At 67.4% G+C, this 17,011-nt stretch carries 10 protein-coding genes; 4 read left to right on the plus strand and 6 right to left on the minus strand.

Going from position 1 to position 17,011, the window contains the following annotated elements; genetic code table 11:
- Positions 1 to 116: 116 nt before the first annotated feature.
- The 4 genes from otsA to C2U58_RS07390 form a co-directional block, all read right to left on the minus strand.
- On the minus strand, positions 117 to 1,484 hold the full coding sequence (gene otsA / locus C2U58_RS07375; protein ID WP_102945232.1) for an alpha,alpha-trehalose-phosphate synthase (UDP-forming): 1,368 nt from the start codon (positions 1,482 to 1,484) through the stop codon (positions 117 to 119).
- Positions 1,481 to 3,262 (minus strand): glycoside hydrolase family 15 protein, encoded by a 1,782-nt coding sequence (locus C2U58_RS07380; protein ID WP_102945233.1) that lies wholly within the window; start codon positions 3,260 to 3,262, stop codon positions 1,481 to 1,483. Before C2U58_RS07380 ends, otsA begins: the two co-directional genes overlap by 4 nt.
- 26 nt (positions 3,263 to 3,288) lie before the next feature.
- Complete coding sequence (otsB, locus tag C2U58_RS07385) at positions 3,289 to 4,044, minus strand: trehalose-phosphatase (protein ID WP_102945460.1); 756 nt, start codon at positions 4,042 to 4,044, stop codon at positions 3,289 to 3,291.
- 100 nt (positions 4,045 to 4,144) lie between these two features.
- Positions 4,145 to 6,592 (minus strand): TonB-dependent receptor, encoded by a 2,448-nt coding sequence (locus tag C2U58_RS07390; protein ID WP_102945234.1) that lies wholly within the window; start codon positions 6,590 to 6,592, stop codon positions 4,145 to 4,147.
- A gap of 193 nt (positions 6,593 to 6,785) precedes the next feature.
- On the opposite strand from C2U58_RS07390, the gene C2U58_RS07395 reads away from it, so the two are divergent.
- The 3 genes from C2U58_RS07395 (at position 6,786) to C2U58_RS07405 (ending at position 10,866) form a co-directional block, all read left to right on the plus strand.
- Positions 6,786 to 7,244 (plus strand): DUF3574 domain-containing protein, encoded by a 459-nt coding sequence (locus C2U58_RS07395; RefSeq protein WP_102945235.1) that lies wholly within the window; start codon positions 6,786 to 6,788, stop codon positions 7,242 to 7,244.
- Between the two features lie 139 nt (positions 7,245 to 7,383).
- Positions 7,384 to 9,105 (plus strand): thiamine pyrophosphate-dependent enzyme, encoded by a 1,722-nt coding sequence (locus C2U58_RS07400; protein ID WP_102945236.1) that lies wholly within the window; start codon positions 7,384 to 7,386, stop codon positions 9,103 to 9,105.
- Between the two features lie 168 nt (positions 9,106 to 9,273).
- Positions 9,274 to 10,866: a hypothetical protein gene (locus C2U58_RS07405; RefSeq protein WP_102945237.1), complete on the plus strand. Its 1,593-nt coding sequence runs from the start codon at positions 9,274 to 9,276 to the stop codon at positions 10,864 to 10,866.
- Positions 10,867 to 10,962: 96 nt separating this feature from the next.
- Here C2U58_RS07405 and C2U58_RS07410 read toward each other — a convergent pair whose 3' ends face one another.
- Positions 10,963 to 11,673: a glutathione S-transferase gene (locus tag C2U58_RS07410; RefSeq protein ID WP_102945238.1), complete on the minus strand. Its 711-nt coding sequence runs from the start codon at positions 11,671 to 11,673 to the stop codon at positions 10,963 to 10,965.
- A 186-nt stretch (positions 11,674 to 11,859) separates the two neighbouring features.
- On the opposite strand from C2U58_RS07410, the gene clpB reads away from it, so the two are divergent.
- Positions 11,860 to 14,445, plus strand: a complete 2,586-nt coding sequence (gene clpB, locus C2U58_RS07415; protein WP_102945239.1) for an ATP-dependent chaperone ClpB — start codon at positions 11,860 to 11,862, stop codon at positions 14,443 to 14,445.
- A 52-nt stretch (positions 14,446 to 14,497) separates the two neighbouring features.
- On the opposite strand, the gene C2U58_RS07420 is transcribed toward clpB, so the two are convergent.
- Positions 14,498 to 16,969: a M13 family metallopeptidase gene (locus tag C2U58_RS07420; protein ID WP_102945240.1), complete on the minus strand. Its 2,472-nt coding sequence runs from the start codon at positions 16,967 to 16,969 to the stop codon at positions 14,498 to 14,500.
- Between the last annotated feature and the right edge of the window lie 42 nt (positions 16,970 to 17,011).

Here is a 17,011-nt window from a genome sequence, read left to right on the forward strand (position 1 = left end):
AGAGTGTGCGAAAAACGACACACTCCTAAAAAATCTGCATGACACCGAATGATGCAGAGGCCAAAAGCGATCCCGTGCCGAAAACGACACGGTTGACCCCCTCAGAACTGTCGCAATCAGCCGTTTTCCAGCGCCTGCAGGTACGACTGGCGCCAATGGTTGATGTCGTAGGTGCGGAGGTGCTCCATCATCGCCTGCCAGCGTTCCACACGCTTGCGCAGCGGCATGGTGGCGGCGGTGGCGATGGCATCGGCCACGCCATCCAGGTCGTGCGGATTGACCAGCAGGGCCTGCTTCAGCTCGTCGGCCGCACCTGCCAATAGCGACAGCACCAGCACGCCGGGATTCTCCGGGTCCTGCGAGGCCACGTACTCCTTGGCGACCAGGTTCATACCGTCACGCAGTGGCGTTACCAGCCCTACGGCAGCGGCGCGGTAGAAGCCGGTGAGGGTGGCGTGCGCGAAGTTCTGGTTCACATAGCGCAGCGGGGTCCAGTCCGGCGCGGCGAAACCGCCATTGATGTGCCCGGCGATCTGCTCGAGCTGGCCACGCAGCTGGCGGTACTCGGTGACATCACCGCGCGAGACCGGGGCGATCTGCAGGTAGGTCAGGCTGCCGCGCTGGTCCGGGTGGCGCTGCAGGTAGCGCTCGAAGCCCAGGAAACGCTCGGGCAGGCCCTTGGAGTAGTCGAGGCGGTCCACGCCGATGGCCAGCTGGCGGTCGCGCAGGCTGTTGCGCAGGTCGCGCACGGCCGGCTTGCTGGCGCCGGCCTTGGCTTGGCGTTCGATGTGCGCGGTGTCGATGCCGATCGGGAACGCGGCCGCGCGGAAGCGGCGCCCGCCGGGCGCTTCGAGCATGCCGTCGGGCAGCACGCGGCCGCCGGCGAACAGGCGCACGTAGGACTGGAAGCGGTCCGCGTCGCGCTGGGTCTGGAAGCCGACCAGGTCGTAGGCGTACAGGCTGGAGAACAGGCGCAGGTGGTCGGGCATGGCCTGCAGCAGGTCGGCCGAGGGCATCGGCACGTGCAGGAAGAAGCCGATGCGGCAGCCGATGCCGCGCTCGCGCAGCAGCGAGGCCAGCGGAATCAGGTGGTAGTCGTGGATCCACACGATGTCGTCTTCGCGCAGCAGCGGCGCCAGCTTTTCGGCGAACAGCGCGTTGACCTGGCGGTAGGTTTCGCGGGTGGCGCGGTCGTAGTCGACCAGGTCCAGGCGGAAGTGCAGCAGTGGCCACAGCGTGCGGTTGGCGAAACCGTTGTAGTAGCCGTCCACGTCGCGCTTGTTGAGGTCCAGGGTGACGTAACGGATGTCACCCTCGGTCTGCTCGTGCACGGCGCCGCTGGGCTCCTTCACCGACTTGCCGCTCCACCCGAACCACATGCCGCCACGTTCCTTCAGTGCGGCCAGCAGGCCGACCGCGAGTCCGCCGGGGGCAGCCACGCCGGGCGCGGCAACACGATTGGATACAACGACGAGACGGCTCATGAGGCTTCCTGCCAGCTGCGCGAAAGGCGCATCGCGGCCGTGACCAAGCCCACGTGCGAATAGGTCTGCGGGAAGTTGCCCCAGGCTTCGCCGTTGTCGAAAGCCAGGTCTTCGGACAGCAGCCCCAAGTGGTTGCGGCGCTCAAGCAGCATCTCGAACATCTCGCGCGCTTCGTCCAGTCGGCCGATCGCGGCCAGTGCGTCGATGTACCAGAACGTGCAGATGGTGAAGCTGGTCTCCGGTTCGCCGAAGTCGTCCGGCGCCACGTAGCGGTACAGCGCATTGCCGTGCTTGAGGTCGCGGCCAATGGCTTCGACCGTGGCGACGAAGCGGGCGTCGTCGGCGCTGATGAAGCCGATGTCGGCCAGCAGCAGCAGCGAGGCATCCAGGCGGTGGCCGCCGAAGGTGTCGGTGAAGTGGCCGAGCTCGTCGCTCCAGGCTTCGTCCATGATCCGCGCATGGATGGTGTTGGCGCGGTCGCGCCAGTACTCGGCGCGGTGGTCGAGCTTCAGGCGCACCGCGATCTTGCACAGTCGGTCGCAGGCGGCCCAGCACATCGCGCTGGTGTAGGTGTGCACTTCGGTGCGGCCGCGGAACTCCCACAGCCCTGCGTCGGGCACGTCGTGCAGCGCGAAGGCCTGTTCGCCCAGCGGTTCCAGCCTCGCGAAGGTGTGGGCGTCGCCCGGGTCCTGCAGGCGGCGGTCGAAGAACAGCTGGGTGGAGGCGAGCACCACGCTGCCGTACACGTCGTGCTGGCGCTGCACCCAGGCCAGGTTGCCGCGCCGCACCGGGCCCATGCCACGGTAGCCGTCGAGCGAGGCCACTTCGCTTTCTTCCAGCTTGGCCTCGAAGCCGATGCCGTACAGCGGCTGCAGACTGCCGTCGGTGGTGGCCAGGTTGAAGATGTAGCCGAGGAACTGCTCCATGGTGCGGGTGGCACCGAGCCGGTTGAGCGCGCGCACCACGAAGGCGGCGTCGCGCAGCCAGCAGTAGCGGTAGTCCCAGTTGCGGATGCTGCCCGGCGCTTCGGGAATGGAGGTGGTCATCGCGGCGATGATCGCGCCGCTGTCTTCGTACTGGCAGAGCTTGAGGGTGATGGCGCTGCGGATCACCGCGTCCTGCCATTCCAGCGGGATGGACAGGTAACGCACCCACTCGCGCCAGTAGCTCTGGGTACGCTGCAGCGATTCCTGCACGTAACCACTGAGCGAGCGGTTCAGCGATTCGTCAACGCCCAGCACCAGGTGCACCGGGTGGTTGAGCACGAACGGCAGTTCGTCGCGCACCATGCGGATCGGCACATCGGTGGTCAGGCGCAGCACGTGGTCGGGCAGCACCCAGCGGATGTGGTTGCTGCCCCAGGTGGAGTCGGGCACGCGCGCGCCCCAGTCGGCCAGCGGCCGCGCGCGGACCACGATGCGCGGGTTGCCGGCGAGCGGGCGCACCTGGCGGATCAGGCTGACCGGCCGGTAGAAACGATCGTTCTGGCGCCAGCGCGGGGCGAAGTCGATGATTTCCAGCGAACCGCCGTGCTTGTCGTGCAGCACGGTGCGCAGGATCGCGGTGTTGGTCAGGTAGGCCTGTTCGCTGCTGACCAGGTCTTCGAGCTCGATGGCGAAGTCGCCGCCGACCTGCTGGTTGGGCTGCAGCAGCGCGCAGAAGGTCGGGTCGCCGTCGAAGGTGGGCAGGCAGCTCCATACCACGCGGGCGTCGCGGTCGATCAGGGCGCCGAAGCTGCCGTTGCCGACCACGCCGAGGTCCAGGTTGGGTTTACTCATGGGGGAAAGGCTCTCTGGCGTCATGTTCAAGCGTTCTGCAGCAGCCAGGCATGCACGTCACGCACGGTGGGCAGGGCGAACACGGCGGCACTGGGGTCGCGTTCGCCTACCAGCACGCTCCAGCCGTGCAGGGTGTTGGCGGCCTCGAAGCCGAATTCGTCGGTGAGGTCGTCGCCCAGGAACACCGGCACGCGGCCGCGGAACGGCAGTTGCTGCATCAATTGATGAAGGGCGCGGCCCTTGTCGCTGCCTTCGGGCACGAATTCGACCACATGGTCGCCGGCCTGCAGGCGATAGCCACTGCGCGCGTCGGCATGGTGTTCGGCGAAGGCGCGCACGTCCTGCGCGGCATGCGGCGCACTGCGCCAGTGCAGGGCCAGGCTGCGGCCCTTGTCCTCGACCAGTACGCCGGGATGGCCGTGTGCGAACTTCATGGCGTGCTGGTGCACGCCGTGCAGCCATTCGCTGGTGTCGGCTTCGACGTCGGTGCTGCGGGCGGGGGCATCCACGCCACGCACCTGGTGGCCATGCAGGCCGGCGGCGGGGAGATGGAGCGGGGCGAACAGGCGGTCGAGCTGCGCCAGCGGGCGCCCGCTGATGAGCGCAACGGCGCCGCCGAGACGGTCGCTGATGCGACCGATCGCCTCGCGCACCTCGGGCAGCAGGACCACTGCCTCGGGGTCTTCCGCAAATTCAATGAGGGTGCCATCCACGTCCAGGAACAACGCACAGGCATCGTCCAGCGGTGGTGGCGTCGGACGTTGGGGGAAGTCGTTGGCCATGCGCGCCAACATGCCACCGGGGGTGTGAAAAGCCGGTGCGGACAAAAGGTCCGCACCGGATTCCATTCAGCCGGTAGAGCGGGGCTCTGCCCCGCTGCCTTTAGAACGTGTACCGGACCCGCCCATAGAAATACGCACCATTGCTGCCAATCGGCGACAACACGTCATACGGCAGGTTGCCAAAGTAATAGATGTCCTCGTTCGACAGATCCGAGTAGTTGTCGGTCAGGTTCTGCCCGCCCACCGCCACGCTCCACTGCGGCGTGATCCGGTACTCTACCTCCGCATCCAGCTGCCACTCGGCCCCATACGTCTGGCGCGGCACATATCCGTCGCCGAAATCGAACACGCGGGTCACGCTTCCGTAACGACTGAGCCGGCTGCTCAGGGTCCAGCGGTCATTGGCCCAGGTGGCGGCCAGCTGCGCGCGGGTGCGCGGGGTGGCGTCGGTGAGCGTGTTGATCTCTTCCAGCCCGAACAGCACGTACGCCGGGTCCAGTGCGCTCAGCTCCGGCGGGGTCGCCACCACGTTCTTCAGCGTGGTCTTGTTGTAGGCGTAGGTGCCGGTCAGCAGCAGCTGGCCATCGCCCAGTGCCTGGCGCCAGTTGGCGACCAGTTCGGCGCCGCGCGTGCGGGTGTCGGCCGCGTTGACGAAGAAGTTGGCGCTCTGCAGGCCACTGACGCCGAACTGCTGGTCCACGAAATCAGTGAGTGCGTCGCCGGTGATGCTTTCCGAAAGCGCGATGCGGTCGTCAATGTCGATCTGGTAGACGTCCAGCGACAGGTCGAAGTGCTCGCCGATGCGGCTGGTGAAGCCCAGGCTGGTGTTGAGCGACTTCTCCGGCTTCAGGTCGGTGGCACCCAGGCTGCGCGCGATCGGGTTGTTCACCGACAGCGTCCGGCCCTGCACCAGCTGGCCCGCCGCGTTGTAGCCGGTGGAGGTGGACTCGTATCCGATCTGCGCCAGCGACGGCGCGCGGAAGTTGTTGGACACCGCACCGCGCAGCGCGAAGGCCGGGGTGAATTCATAGCGCAGGCCGAGCTTGCCGGTGAGTTCGCCGCCGTAGTCGTCGCTGTGCTCGTAGCGAGCGGCCAGGTCGCTGGAGAACTTCTCGCCGAACTGGCTGGACAGGCTGGCATAGGCACTGGTCACGTCGCGCGTGAGCGAGGTGGCGTCCTGCGGGGTCAGGCCGCCACCGGCCTGCGAACCGGTGGGGCGGTCGGTGTAGGGGCCGGCCGCATAGCTGGCGGGGTCGCCCGGGCGGGTCTGGAAGTGGTCGCGGCGCGCTTCCAGGCCCAGGCCGAGGGTGTGGCTGTTGTCGCCCTGGTTGAACACCCGGCTCAGGTCGAAGTTGCCCACGGTGAGTTCGTTGCGGTAGTCACCGGTCTTGAAGCGGGTGGGGCTGCCCGGGCCGAGCGAGGCGTTGAGCGAGTTGCGCAGGCGGTAGGTGAAGTCGTTGAAGCCGTAGTCCAGGCTGGCGTCGTAGTTCCACTCGCCCCACTGGCCGCGTGCGCCGGCCACGGCCTGCACGTCGCGGTTCTCGCCTTCGGAGATCGGGCGGTAACCGTTGGGGTAGATCTCCGGCCAGTTGGCGTCGCTGTCGGGGTAGCGGAAGTAGTTGGCGCCTTCGCTGTCGCGCTGGTTGAAGGTGCTGAAGAAGTAGAACTTCGAGGTTTCGCCGAAGGGAAGCTCGGTGTTGATCCAGGCGTTGAGGTCCTTGGTCTTGCCGTCGCCGAGCACATAGTTGCGCTGGCCCTGCAGGGTGAGGTTGATGTCGCTCTGGTCCCACGGCGGAATCTGGTCGAAGCCGGCGCGGTTGGTGCCTTCGCGGTTCTTCAGTTCCAGGCCCACGCGCAGGAAGCCACCGTCGTCGCCGAGTCGGGTACCGACCTTGGCGCTGGCAAAGCTGGTCTGGCCGTCGGTGAGGGTGCGGTCGATCGGCTTGAGGTCGGTGTGGTGGGCACCGAAGCTGGCTTCGATGGCGCCGCCTTCCGGGGCATCGTCCAGGATCACGTTGATGACACCGGCCACGGCGTCGGAGCCGTACAGCGCGCCGGCGCCGTCGCGCAGGACTTCGATGCGCTTGATCGCGCTGACCGGAATGGAATTGAAGTCCACCGGCGTGGTGCCCTTGCCGATCTTGCTGTCGGTGTTCACCAGCGCGCTGGTGTGGCGGCGCTTGCCGTTGACCAGCACCAGCACCTGGTCGGGCGAAAGCCCGCGCAGCTGCGCGGCGCGCACGTGGTCGGCACCGCCGGAGTTGGACTGGCGCGGGAAGTTGAACGACGGCAGCAGCGCCTGCAGCGCGCTGCCCAGCTCACCGTTGACCACGCCGGCGCGGCGGATGTCTTCGGCGGTCAGCACGTCCACCGGTGAGGTCGACTCCAGCACGGTGCGGTCCACGGCGCGGGTACCGGTGACGATCACCGTGTCCAGCGTCGTGGCATTGGCGGGCGCGTCCTGCGCGTGGAGCTGCTGGGCCAGCAGGGGAGAAGAGAGGACCAGCGCGATGGCAAGGCCAAGGCGCGACGCGGACGGACGGGACATGCAGGCTCCAGCAAAAATGAGGGGGTAGAGCCGGGCTCTGCCCGGCTGTTCCAAACGAAACTATTGTTCCATCCGGATGAAGAGATATATTATCTTGGCGTGAGTGAGCGGTGTGATGCAAGTCCCAGTACCCACGGGCATCAGCTCATAACCGCAGGTAATTCCCGCCGCACCCCCCGGAGATCCCCGCAACATGAAGCCGTACCCCCTGCTGCTAGCCGCCTTCCTGGCCATCAGCGGCTGCGCCACCACCACCGCACCGACAGCAACCCCGCTCGGCACCACCGCCTCCACCACCGCCAGCCTCCAGGGCGACGCGGCCCGCCCCGGCGCCGCCGCCCACTGGGTGCGCAGCGAGCTGTACTTCGGCGTGGGCGAGGAAAGCGGTGCCTCGGAGCGCAAGCAGACCGACGCGATCACCGAAACCCAGTGGCGCGCGTTCCTCGACAAGCAGGTCACCCCGCGCTTCCCCGATGGCCTTACCGTGTTCGACGCCTACGGCCAGTGGCTGTTCCGTGGCGCCAAGGAGCCCAACCGGCTGCGCACCAAGGTGCTGGTGGTGCTGCACGAAAACACCCCGCAGCGCCGCGCCGACATCGAAGCGATCCGCCTGGCGTGGAAGCAAGCCACTGGCCATCAGTCGGTACTGTGAGCGCAGCAGGCGGTCGAGGTCTCGTTCTGACCGACGCCGGTTAACACCAATGTATGGCTCGGACAGGCGCTCATTCCCACGCGGGTGTCACCCACGCAGGTCTAGGCTGGAACTTCCCCCTGAACGTGGAAGTGCCGTCATGAGCAAGCGCGTTGCCGACATCGTCGTCGATACCCTCCAGGCCGCCGGTGTGCGGCATTGCTACGGCATCGTCGGCGACACCCTCAACCATGTCACCGATGCGATCCATCGCAGCGACATCGACTGGGTGCACGTGCGCCATGAAGAGGCGGCGGCGTTCGCGGCCGGAGCCGATTCGCTGGTCAGCGGCCAGCTCACCGCCTGCGCCGGCTCCTGTGGCCCGGGCGGGCTGCACTTCATCAACGGCGTGTTCGACGCCAACCGCAACCGCGCGCCGATGGTGCTGATCGCCAGCCAGGTGGTCACCGCCGAGCTGGGCATGGAGTTTCCGCAGGAAGTGGATTTCAAGGCGGTGTACGCCAGCTGCAGCGTGTTCTGCGAGCAGGTCTACAGCCCGGAACAGGCGCGCCGCGTGGTGGCGCTGGCCTGCCAGGCGGCGATCAGCCGGCGCGGGGTGGCGGTGGTGATCCTGCCGGCCGACATCAGCGAAGCCGAGGTCAAGGACGATCGTCCGTTCGCCGTGCATTACGCGCAGCCGGTGCTGCGCCCGAACGACGACGAGCTGCAGAAGATCGCGGCGCTGATCGGCGAGGGCAAACGCATCGGCATCTACGCCGGCGCTGGCTGCGAACATGCGCATGACGCGCTGGTGGCGCTCGGCGCGCGGCTGAAGGCGCCGATCGCGCATACCTCGCGCGCCAAGGATTTCGTGGAGCACGACAACCCGTACAACATGGGCATGACTGGTATCTTCGGCATCGAGTCGGGCTACCACACGCTGATGGCCTGCGACACGCTGCTGCTGCTCGGCGCCGATTTCGCCTGGGGCCAGTACTACCCGGACAAGGCCACGCTGATCCAGGTCGACCGCGACGGCAGCCACCTCGGCCGCCGCCACCCGGTGCAGCTGGGCGTGGTCGGCGATATCGGGCCTACGTTGGAGGCCCTGCTGCCGCTGCTGCCCGAGCGCCATGACCGCACGTTCCTGGACGAGTGCATCGGCCACCGTGACGCGGCGCTGGAAACCCGCGCCAAGGAGGAGGAGCCGGGCGAAGGTACGCTGATCCACCCGCAGCACCTGACCGCGCTGCTGGACCGGCATGCGAACGAGGATGCGCTGTTCACCGCCGACTGCGGTTCGCCGATGGTGTGGGTGCTGCGCCACATCCGCAGCAACGGGCGCCGCCGCGCGCTGACCAGCCTGCTGCACGGCACGATGGCCAACGCGCTGCCGCAGGCGCTGGGCCTGCAGAAGGCGTATCCGGGACGGCAGGTGATCTCGATGTCCGGCGACGGCGGGCTGGCCATGCTGCTGGGTGAGCTGCTCACTGCCGTGCAGGAAAACCTTCCGGTGAAGGTGGTGGTCTACAACAACAGCTCGCTGAACTTCGTGGAGCTGGAGCAGAAGGTGCAGGGGTTGCTGGACAACTACACCGATCTGAAGAACCCCGATTTCGGCCGGTTGGCCGAGGTGGTCGGCTTCTACGGCCGCACCGTGACCCGCAGCGAGGACCTGGAGCAGGCCGTGCAGGACGTACTGGCCCACCCCGGCCCGGCGCTGCTGGACGTGCACACCAGCCCGACCGAACTGGTGATGCCGCCGCAGGTGGAGGCCAAGCAGGTGGCGGGTACGGCCCTGTATGCGGCCAAGGCGCTGCTGCACGGGCGGGTGGGGGAGGTCAGGGATTTGTTGGCGAACAATTTTTTGAACAAGCCGTAACGGCGACGCGGCCATTGACCGTAGTGCCGGCCGCCGGCCGGCTCCAGGCGGTGATCGGTTCATGCAGAGCCGGCCGGCGGCCGGCACTACGGCGTTCTACCGCTGATCTGTTATCTGGGCCCCGCTGGCCCTACCATCGGGTACCCCCCATACCCGTGCCCCCACCGCATGCCTTCTTCCCCCGGCGTCTCCGCACGCCCCCGCTGGTTCGTTGCCGGCGATCTCAACGGCTTCTTCGGCCTGGTGGTCGACAACCTGTCGATCCTGGGCTTCATCGCAATGGCGCTGGTGGGCATCTTCCAGTTCCCGGCCGACGTGGTGTTTGGCCGCATGTTCCCGGGCACCGCCTTCGGCGTGCTGGTCGGCAACGTGCTCTACACCTGGATGGCGCGGCGGCTGGCCGCACGCACCGGGCGCGATGATGTGACGGCCATGCCGCTCGGGCTGGACGCGCCGACCAGCATCGGCATGGCGCTTCTGGTATTGGGCCCGGCCTTCATCGCCTTCAAGGCGCAGGGACTGGCGCCGCATGACGCGGCCATCGCCACCTGGCAGCTCGGCATGGCCTCGCTGGTCATCATGGGCGTGCTCAAGGTCATCCTCTCGTTCTTCGGCGAAGCGGTCACCCGCGCGTTGCCGCGTGCCTCGCTGCTGGGCTCCATCGCCGGCATCGCGATCGTGCTGATGGGCTTCCTGCCGCTGTTGGAAACGCTGCGCTCGCCGGTGGTCGGCTTCGTCACCCTGGGCCTGCTGCTGTACGTGCTGGTGGCCAAGCGCAAGCTGCCGATCCGCGCGCCCGGCGTGCTGGTGGCGTTCGTGTTTGGCACGGTCCTGTATTACGGGCTCGGCCTGGCCGGGCTGGGCGCGCCGGGCTTCAAGGTGCCGGAATGGACCCCGCCGCAGGCGGTGCTGCCGTGGCCGACGCTGGGCTTCATCGAGGGCCTGCCGACTGCGTTGACCTACCTGCCGCTGCTGCTGCCGTTCGGCCTGCTGATGGTGGTGGGCGGGATCAACGTCTCCGAAAGCGCACGCGCGGCCGGCGACGACTACCGCACCCGCGACATCCTGCTGGTGGAAGCGGTGGCCACGCTGGTGGCCGGGCTGTGCGGCGGCGTGGCCCAGACCACGCCGTACATCGGCCAGCCGGCCTACAAGCACATGGGCGCGCGCAGCGGATACACGCTGCTGACCGGCCTGTTCGTGGGCATCGGCGGCATGCTTGGGGTGATTTCCGGGCTGGTGCAGTGGCTGCCGCTGGCGGTGCTGGCGCCGATCATCGTGTACGTGGCGATCGACATCACCACCCAGGCCTTCCAGGCCACCCCGCGCGAGCATGCCGGCGCGATGGTGCTGGGTTTCCTGCCTTCGGTGGCCTACCTTCTGGCGATCAAGGCACCCGGCTGGATCGCGCCGGAGCAGCTGGCGGCGATGACCACCACGCTGGACGGCCACGGGCTGCCGGAGCTGGCGGTGATCTTCACCCTGGGAAATGGCTTCATCATTACCTCGATGCTGTGGATCGCGGCCGTGGTGGCGATGATCGACGGGCGGCTGCTGCGCGCCTCGGGCGTGCTGCTGGTGGCAGCGGCGCTGACCCTGTTCGGGCTGATCCACTCGGTGGACCCGCGCGGTGGCATCTACCTGCCGTGGCAGCTGGTGGGGCTGCCGAAGCAGATCATGTGGCAGTTCGCGGGCGCGTACGTGACGTTGGCGGGGTTGCTGGCGCTGCTGTCGCTGCAGAAAGAAAACCGAAACGCCTGATTGCGTAGTGCCGGCCGCCGGCCGGCTCCAGGCGGTGCCCGAAGTCCACGTGGAGCCGGCCGGCGGCCGGCACTACGCGGCACAGGGCAATCCAGATCATGCGTCGCCGTCCAGCTCCGGGTAATGCCGGAAGATGCCATTGGTGTTGAACGGCAACCGGCGCTCAGACGCCAGGTAGGCGGCCACGTTCGGCCGCCGCTGCACGCGGTCATGCAGGGCGTGCAGCAGGGGCAGGGTAGGGCGCAGCGCCTGCATCCGGCGCGGGAACATATAGCTCAGCCCGCTCACCAGCTGGAACAACGACAGGTCCACATACGAATGCTCGCGCAGCGGGTGCAGGCCGCCATTGGCCTCCAGCACGCTTTCGAACCAGCCCAGGAACTTCGGCAAGCGCTCGTCCCGCATCGACGCGGCCCGCGCCTTCGCCTCCGCCTTCTGGTCCTCGTAGTACTTCGCGCCGGAAATCGGATGATGGGTGTCGTGCACCTCGGCGACCAGATCGGCGATGGTCAGCTGCAACTGCAGCGCCTGCATGCGCCGTGAGGCCGCTTCGGGCACCAGCCCCAGTTCCGGGCCCAGGTGATCCAGGATCGCGCTGACCTGGGCGATCACCTGGCGGCCGCTGACCAGGAATGGCGGCGCGAACGGGCGCAGCCCGTCCTGCGCGCCGTCCAGGAACGGCTGCATCACCTCGTCGCCGTGCACGCGCGCCATGTCGGTGTAGGCCGCGCCGGCGTCCTCCAGTGCCAGCCGGACGAACTCGCCGCGGCCCTGGATGCCGGTCCAGTAGTAAAGCTCGTAATGCATGCGCAGGCTCCTTGAAACGAACCCACAGCGTCGCCATCTGCGCGGCAAGCAGGCGTGATGGCTGCGTCGCCGCTGCGTCGTCCGGCGGCTGAATACGTTCTCATTCCCCCTTGAAACACACCTGCGTAACCGCATCTGTCAGATAGTGCTGGCCTGGCCAGCGAAAACCTGATCGAGGAACTCCCCATGCGGATGGACAAGCTCACCTCGCGTTTCCAGCAGGCGCTGGCGGACGCACAGTCGCTGGCCGTGGGCCGCGACCACAACATCATCGAACCGGTACATCTGCTCACCGCGCTGATGGACCAGCAGGGTGGCAGTACGCGCCCGCTGCTGGCGCAGGCCGGCGTCAACGTGCCGGTGCTGCGCGAGCGGCTGACCGAAGCGCTCGATGCATTGCCGAAGGTATCCGGCCAGGCCGGCAACCTGTCCATCGGCAATGACCTCAACCGGCTGCTCAACGTCACCGACAAGCTGGCCCAGCAGCATGGCGATGCCTTCATCGCCAGCGAGTGGTTCGTGCTGGCCGCGCTCGAAGATTCCGGCACGCTGGGCATGGCGCTGCGCGCCGCCGGTGCCGACAAGGCCAAGATCGAGACCGCCATCGACAAGATCCGCGGCGGCGAGAGCGTGCAGTCTGAAAATGCCGAGGAACAGCGCCAGGCGCTGGAGAAGTACACCATCGACCTGACCGCGCGTGCCGAGAGCGGCAAGCTCGACCCGGTGATCGGGCGCGACGAAGAAATCCGCCGCACCATCCAGGTCCTGCAGCGCCGCACCAAGAACAACCCGGTGCTGATCGGCGAGCCGGGCGTGGGCAAGACCGCGATCGTGGAGGGCCTGGCCCAGCGCATCATCAACGACGAAGTGCCCGAAGGCCTGCGTGGCAAGCGCGTGCTGTCGCTGGACATGGGCGCGCTGATCGCCGGTGCCAAGTTCCGCGGCGAGTTCGAAGAGCGCCTGAAGGGCGTGCTCAACGACCTGGCCAAGAGCGAAGGGCAGATCATCCTGTTCATCGACGAGCTGCACACCATGGTGGGCGCGGGCAAGGCCGATGGTGCGATGGATGCCGGCAACATGCTCAAGCCGGCGCTGGCGCGCGGCGAGCTGCACTGCGTGGGCGCCACCACGCTGGACGAGTACCGCAAGTACATCGAGAAGGACGCCGCGCTGGAGCGCCGCTTCCAGAAGGTGTTCGTCGGCGAGCCCAGCGTGGAAGACACCATCGCGATCCTGCGCGGGCTGAAGGAAAAGTACGCGGTGCACCACGGGGTGGAAATCACCGATCCGGCGATCGTCGCTGCGGCCACCTTGTCGCATCGCTACATCGCCGACCGCCAGCTGCCGGACAAGGCCATCGACCTGATGGACGAGGCCGCTTCGCGCATCCGCATGGAGATCGACTCCAAGCCGGAAGAACTGGACCGCATGGAACGCCGGCTGATCCAGCTCAAGATCCAGCGCGAAATGCTGAAGAAGGAAAAGGACGACGCCTCGCGGCAGCGCCTGGCCGATCTGGAAACCGACATCGACGCGCTGGAGCGCGAGTTCTCCGACCTGGACGAGATCTGGAAGTCTGAAAAGGCGGCGCTGCAGGGCACCACCAGGATCAAGGAACAGATCGAGCAGGCCAGGCTGGAACTGGAAGCCGCGCAGCGTCGGCAGGATTTCGGCCGCATGAGCGAACTGCAGTACGGCCAGCTGCCGCAGCTGGAGAAGCAGCTGCACGCCGCGCAGGAAGCGGAGAACACCGAGTTCAAGCTGGTCCAGGACCGGGTCACCGCCGAAGAAATTGCCGAGGTGGTCTCGCGCTGGACCGGTATTCCGGTCAACCGCATGCTGGAAGGCGAGCGCGACAAGCTGCTGCGCATGGAAGCGATGTTGCACGAACGCGTGGTCGGCCAGGAAGAGGCGATCAAGGTCGTCTCCGACGCGGTGCGTCGTTCGCGTGCGGGCCTGTCCGACCCGAACCGGCCGAGTGGCTCGTTCCTGTTCCTGGGCCCGACCGGCGTGGGCAAGACCGAGCTGTGCAAGGCGCTGGCCGAGTTCCTGTTCGACAGCAGCGACGCGATGATCCGCATCGACATGAGCGAGTTCATGGAGAAGCACAGCGTGGCGCGGCTGATCGGTGCGCCCCCGGGGTATGTGGGCTATGAAGAAGGTGGCTACCTCACCGAGGCGGTGCGCCGCCGTCCGTACTCGCTGATCCTGCTCGATGAAGTCGAGAAGGCACATACCGATGTGTTCAACATCCTGCTGCAGGTGCTGGACGACGGTCGCCTGACCGACGGCCAGGGCCGCACCGTGGACTTCCGCAACACCGTCATCGTGATGACCTCGAACCTGGGCTCGCACCAGATCCAGGACATGTCCGGCGACGACAGCCCGGAGGCCTATACGCAGATGAAGGCGGCGGTGATGGGCGTGGTGCAGGCGCACTTCCGTCCGGAGTTCATCAACCGGCTGGACGACATCGTGGTGTTCCACCCGCTGGACAAGGTGCAGATCAAGCAGATCGCGCGCATCCAGATGCAGGGGCTGGTGAAGCGGCTGGCCGAGCGTGGCCTGCGCATCGACGTGAGTGATGCGGCGTTCGAACTGCTGGGCAACGTCGGCTTCGATCCGATCTACGGTGCCCGCCCGCTCAAGCGTGCGGTGCAGTCGCAGTTGGAGAACCCGTTGGCGCAGAAAATCCTGTCCGGCGAGTTCGTCGGCGGCGACGCGATCCAGGTGGATGCGGCCGACGGCAAGCTGGTTTTCAGCAAGGGCTGAGTGAGGCTGTTGAAGGGCGCGCGCTGCAGATGCGGCGCGCGCCCTTTGTTGTTTACAGGTAGACCACCCGTTCGCTGTCGCTGCGGGTCATGGCGCTGCCGGGCGGGCACTGGAAGGCGTCGGCGAATGCCCGCAGGTTGGACGGGCCGACATTGGCGCGGGCCGGGCCCGGTGCATGCGGGTCGGTTCTGATGTCCTGCTCCAGGCGTTGCGCGGTGAGCAGGCTGCGGTGCTGCATGCCCCAGGCGAGGAAGAAGCGCTGTTCGCGGCTCAACCCGTCAATCATCGGGTCGGGCTGGTTCCGGGTTGCGTGCTGCATCGCGTCCAGTGCGAGCGCCAGGCCACCCAGGTCGCCCAGGTTCTCGCCTTCGGTAAGCGTGCCGTTCACCTGCATGCCGCCCAGCCACTGCTGGTCGAACTGTTCGGCCAGGCGTTCGGAGAGGGCGGCGTAGCGTTGATGGTCGGCCTCGGTCCACCATCCCTGCAGGGTGCCGTCCAGTCCGAACTGGCTGGACTGTGCTGAGAATCCGTGGCTCAGTTCGTGGCCGATCACTGCACCTATCCCGCCGTAGTTCAGTGGGGCGTCTGCATCCGGATCGAAGAACGGCGGTTGCAGCAGTGCAGCTGAGAAGGCCAGGTCGCCGTTCATCAGGTCGTAGTAAGCGTCCACTTCCTGCGCGGTCATCCGCCATTGTTCGTTGTCCACGGGACCGCCGATCATGGCCAGCGCCCTGGCTTGCGAGAACGCTTCGGCACGACGCAGGTTGGTGAGGTAGCCGCACGTTTCGGTGTGCAGGCCTGACCAGTCGGGCCACTGGTCCGGGTGGCCGATGCGCGGGCGGAAGCTGTCTGCCCTGCGCAGCGCGGCGGCACGGGTTTCGGCATCCATCCACGGCACGTGCGGCAGGCGTCGCTTCAGCGCGGCGGTGAGCTGCCCGACCAGTGCAGTGACCTGCGTGCGGGTTTCGGCGGGGAACGCCACGCCCACGTACAGCTCACTGAGCGCTTCGCCGGCCACCCGCTGGATCGCAGCCAGCACCTGCTTCCAGCGTGGCGGCAGGGTGTCCTCGCCGGTGAGGGCCGCGGCATGCATTGCGTGGTGGGCGCGCACGAAGTCGTCGCCCAGGTACGGGCTGGCCGCATCCAGGGTGTGGAAGCGCAGGTAAGCACGCCAGGTGGCCGGGTCTGCCTCGGTCAGCGCCGCGCCGACGGCCTGGTGGAATCCGGGCGTGGCCAGTGAGAAGCGTGCCGGGGTGGCTACGCCCAGTGCCTGGAACAGGCCACTCCAGCTGAAGCCGGGGGTCAGCGCATCGGCCTCGGTCACGGCCATCGGGTTGTAGTACTGGACGAGGTCGGCGTTGAGTTCCTGCCATGGCACCGATGCGTTGGCGAAGTGGTGCTCCAGCCCCAGCACCGCGTCGGCCTGGCGTTCGGCCTCGGCGGGTGCATCGCCGGCCAGGCGCAGGATGTGGGCGATATGTGCACGGTAGGTGCCCAGCACCTCCGCGTGCTCGTCGCCGACGTAGTAGCTGCGGTCGGGCAGGCCCAGCCCGCGCTGGATGGCGTAGGCGATCTGCGTGTCGCGGGCGTCCATGTCCGAGTCCACCAGGATGCGGTAGACGGGATTGCGTCCGACGGCGGTGAGTGCGTGCAGATGCGCTTCAATCGCTTCCGGTGTCTGCAGCGCGTCGATCGCGGCGAGGTCCTCGCGCAGCGGTGCGATGCCTTCGGCATTGATGCGATGCGGGTTCATGCCGGTGGTCCACAGGTCGGCAATGATCTTCTCCACATGCGTGGGCGTGGCCAAGCCGGCCGCCTGCTCCGCTACGCGGCGCTGTATCGCCAGCGAGCGGTCCTTCAGCAGGGCGAGCATGTCCCAGCGCGACTGGTCGGCGGGCAGCACGGTGCGCTGGTGCCAACGGTGGTTGACGTGTGCGTACAGCGAATCGCAGGGCGAGTGCTCGGGGGCGACATCGGCCGGGTCGAAGCGCACCGGTGCAGGCAAGCCGTCGTCCGTGTTCATCGGCTGTACCTGTGCCTGGGCCGTGGAGACCGCGTGGCATGCGTCCAATCCCTCCCCGCGTCCCCGCTGAAGGCCTGCCTTCCACCCCACCCAGCCGCTGATCGCGCTGCTGGCCAGGGCTGTCAGTGCTGCACCGCCGAGGATCTTCGCGCACTGGCGCGGCTGCGCGATGCAGCCGGCGGCGGCGCGGTTGCCGATCTGTTCCAGGGTCATCTCCTGCATGGGCAAGGCGCGGTAAGGTTCGGTACGCACAGCGCCCGCGCCCGGCAGCAGTGCAGGGGGAGTGGGCGATGCCGGTGCGTCATTCGCCACCGCGGGCCGCAGCGATCCCAGCAGCAGCATCCCGGTGAGTGCCCGCGACGCATTGTCGAGGCGCAGCAGCGGCGTCGCCCTGCCGAATCGCTGCGCTCTTGCGTGCTGCTGTGGCGGCTGCCAGCCCTTCAGTTTGTCCGCGAAATCGCCTTGGCTGCGGCGGTGGTGGTGGATGGAATCAACGGGCATGCAGTGCCTCCAATGGCAATCGAACGGTGCCTGCGGTATGCA

It is taken from the genome of Stenotrophomonas sp. VV52 (genome assembly GCF_002893095.1).
GTDB lineage: Bacteria > Pseudomonadota > Gammaproteobacteria > Xanthomonadales > Xanthomonadaceae > Stenotrophomonas > Stenotrophomonas aracearum.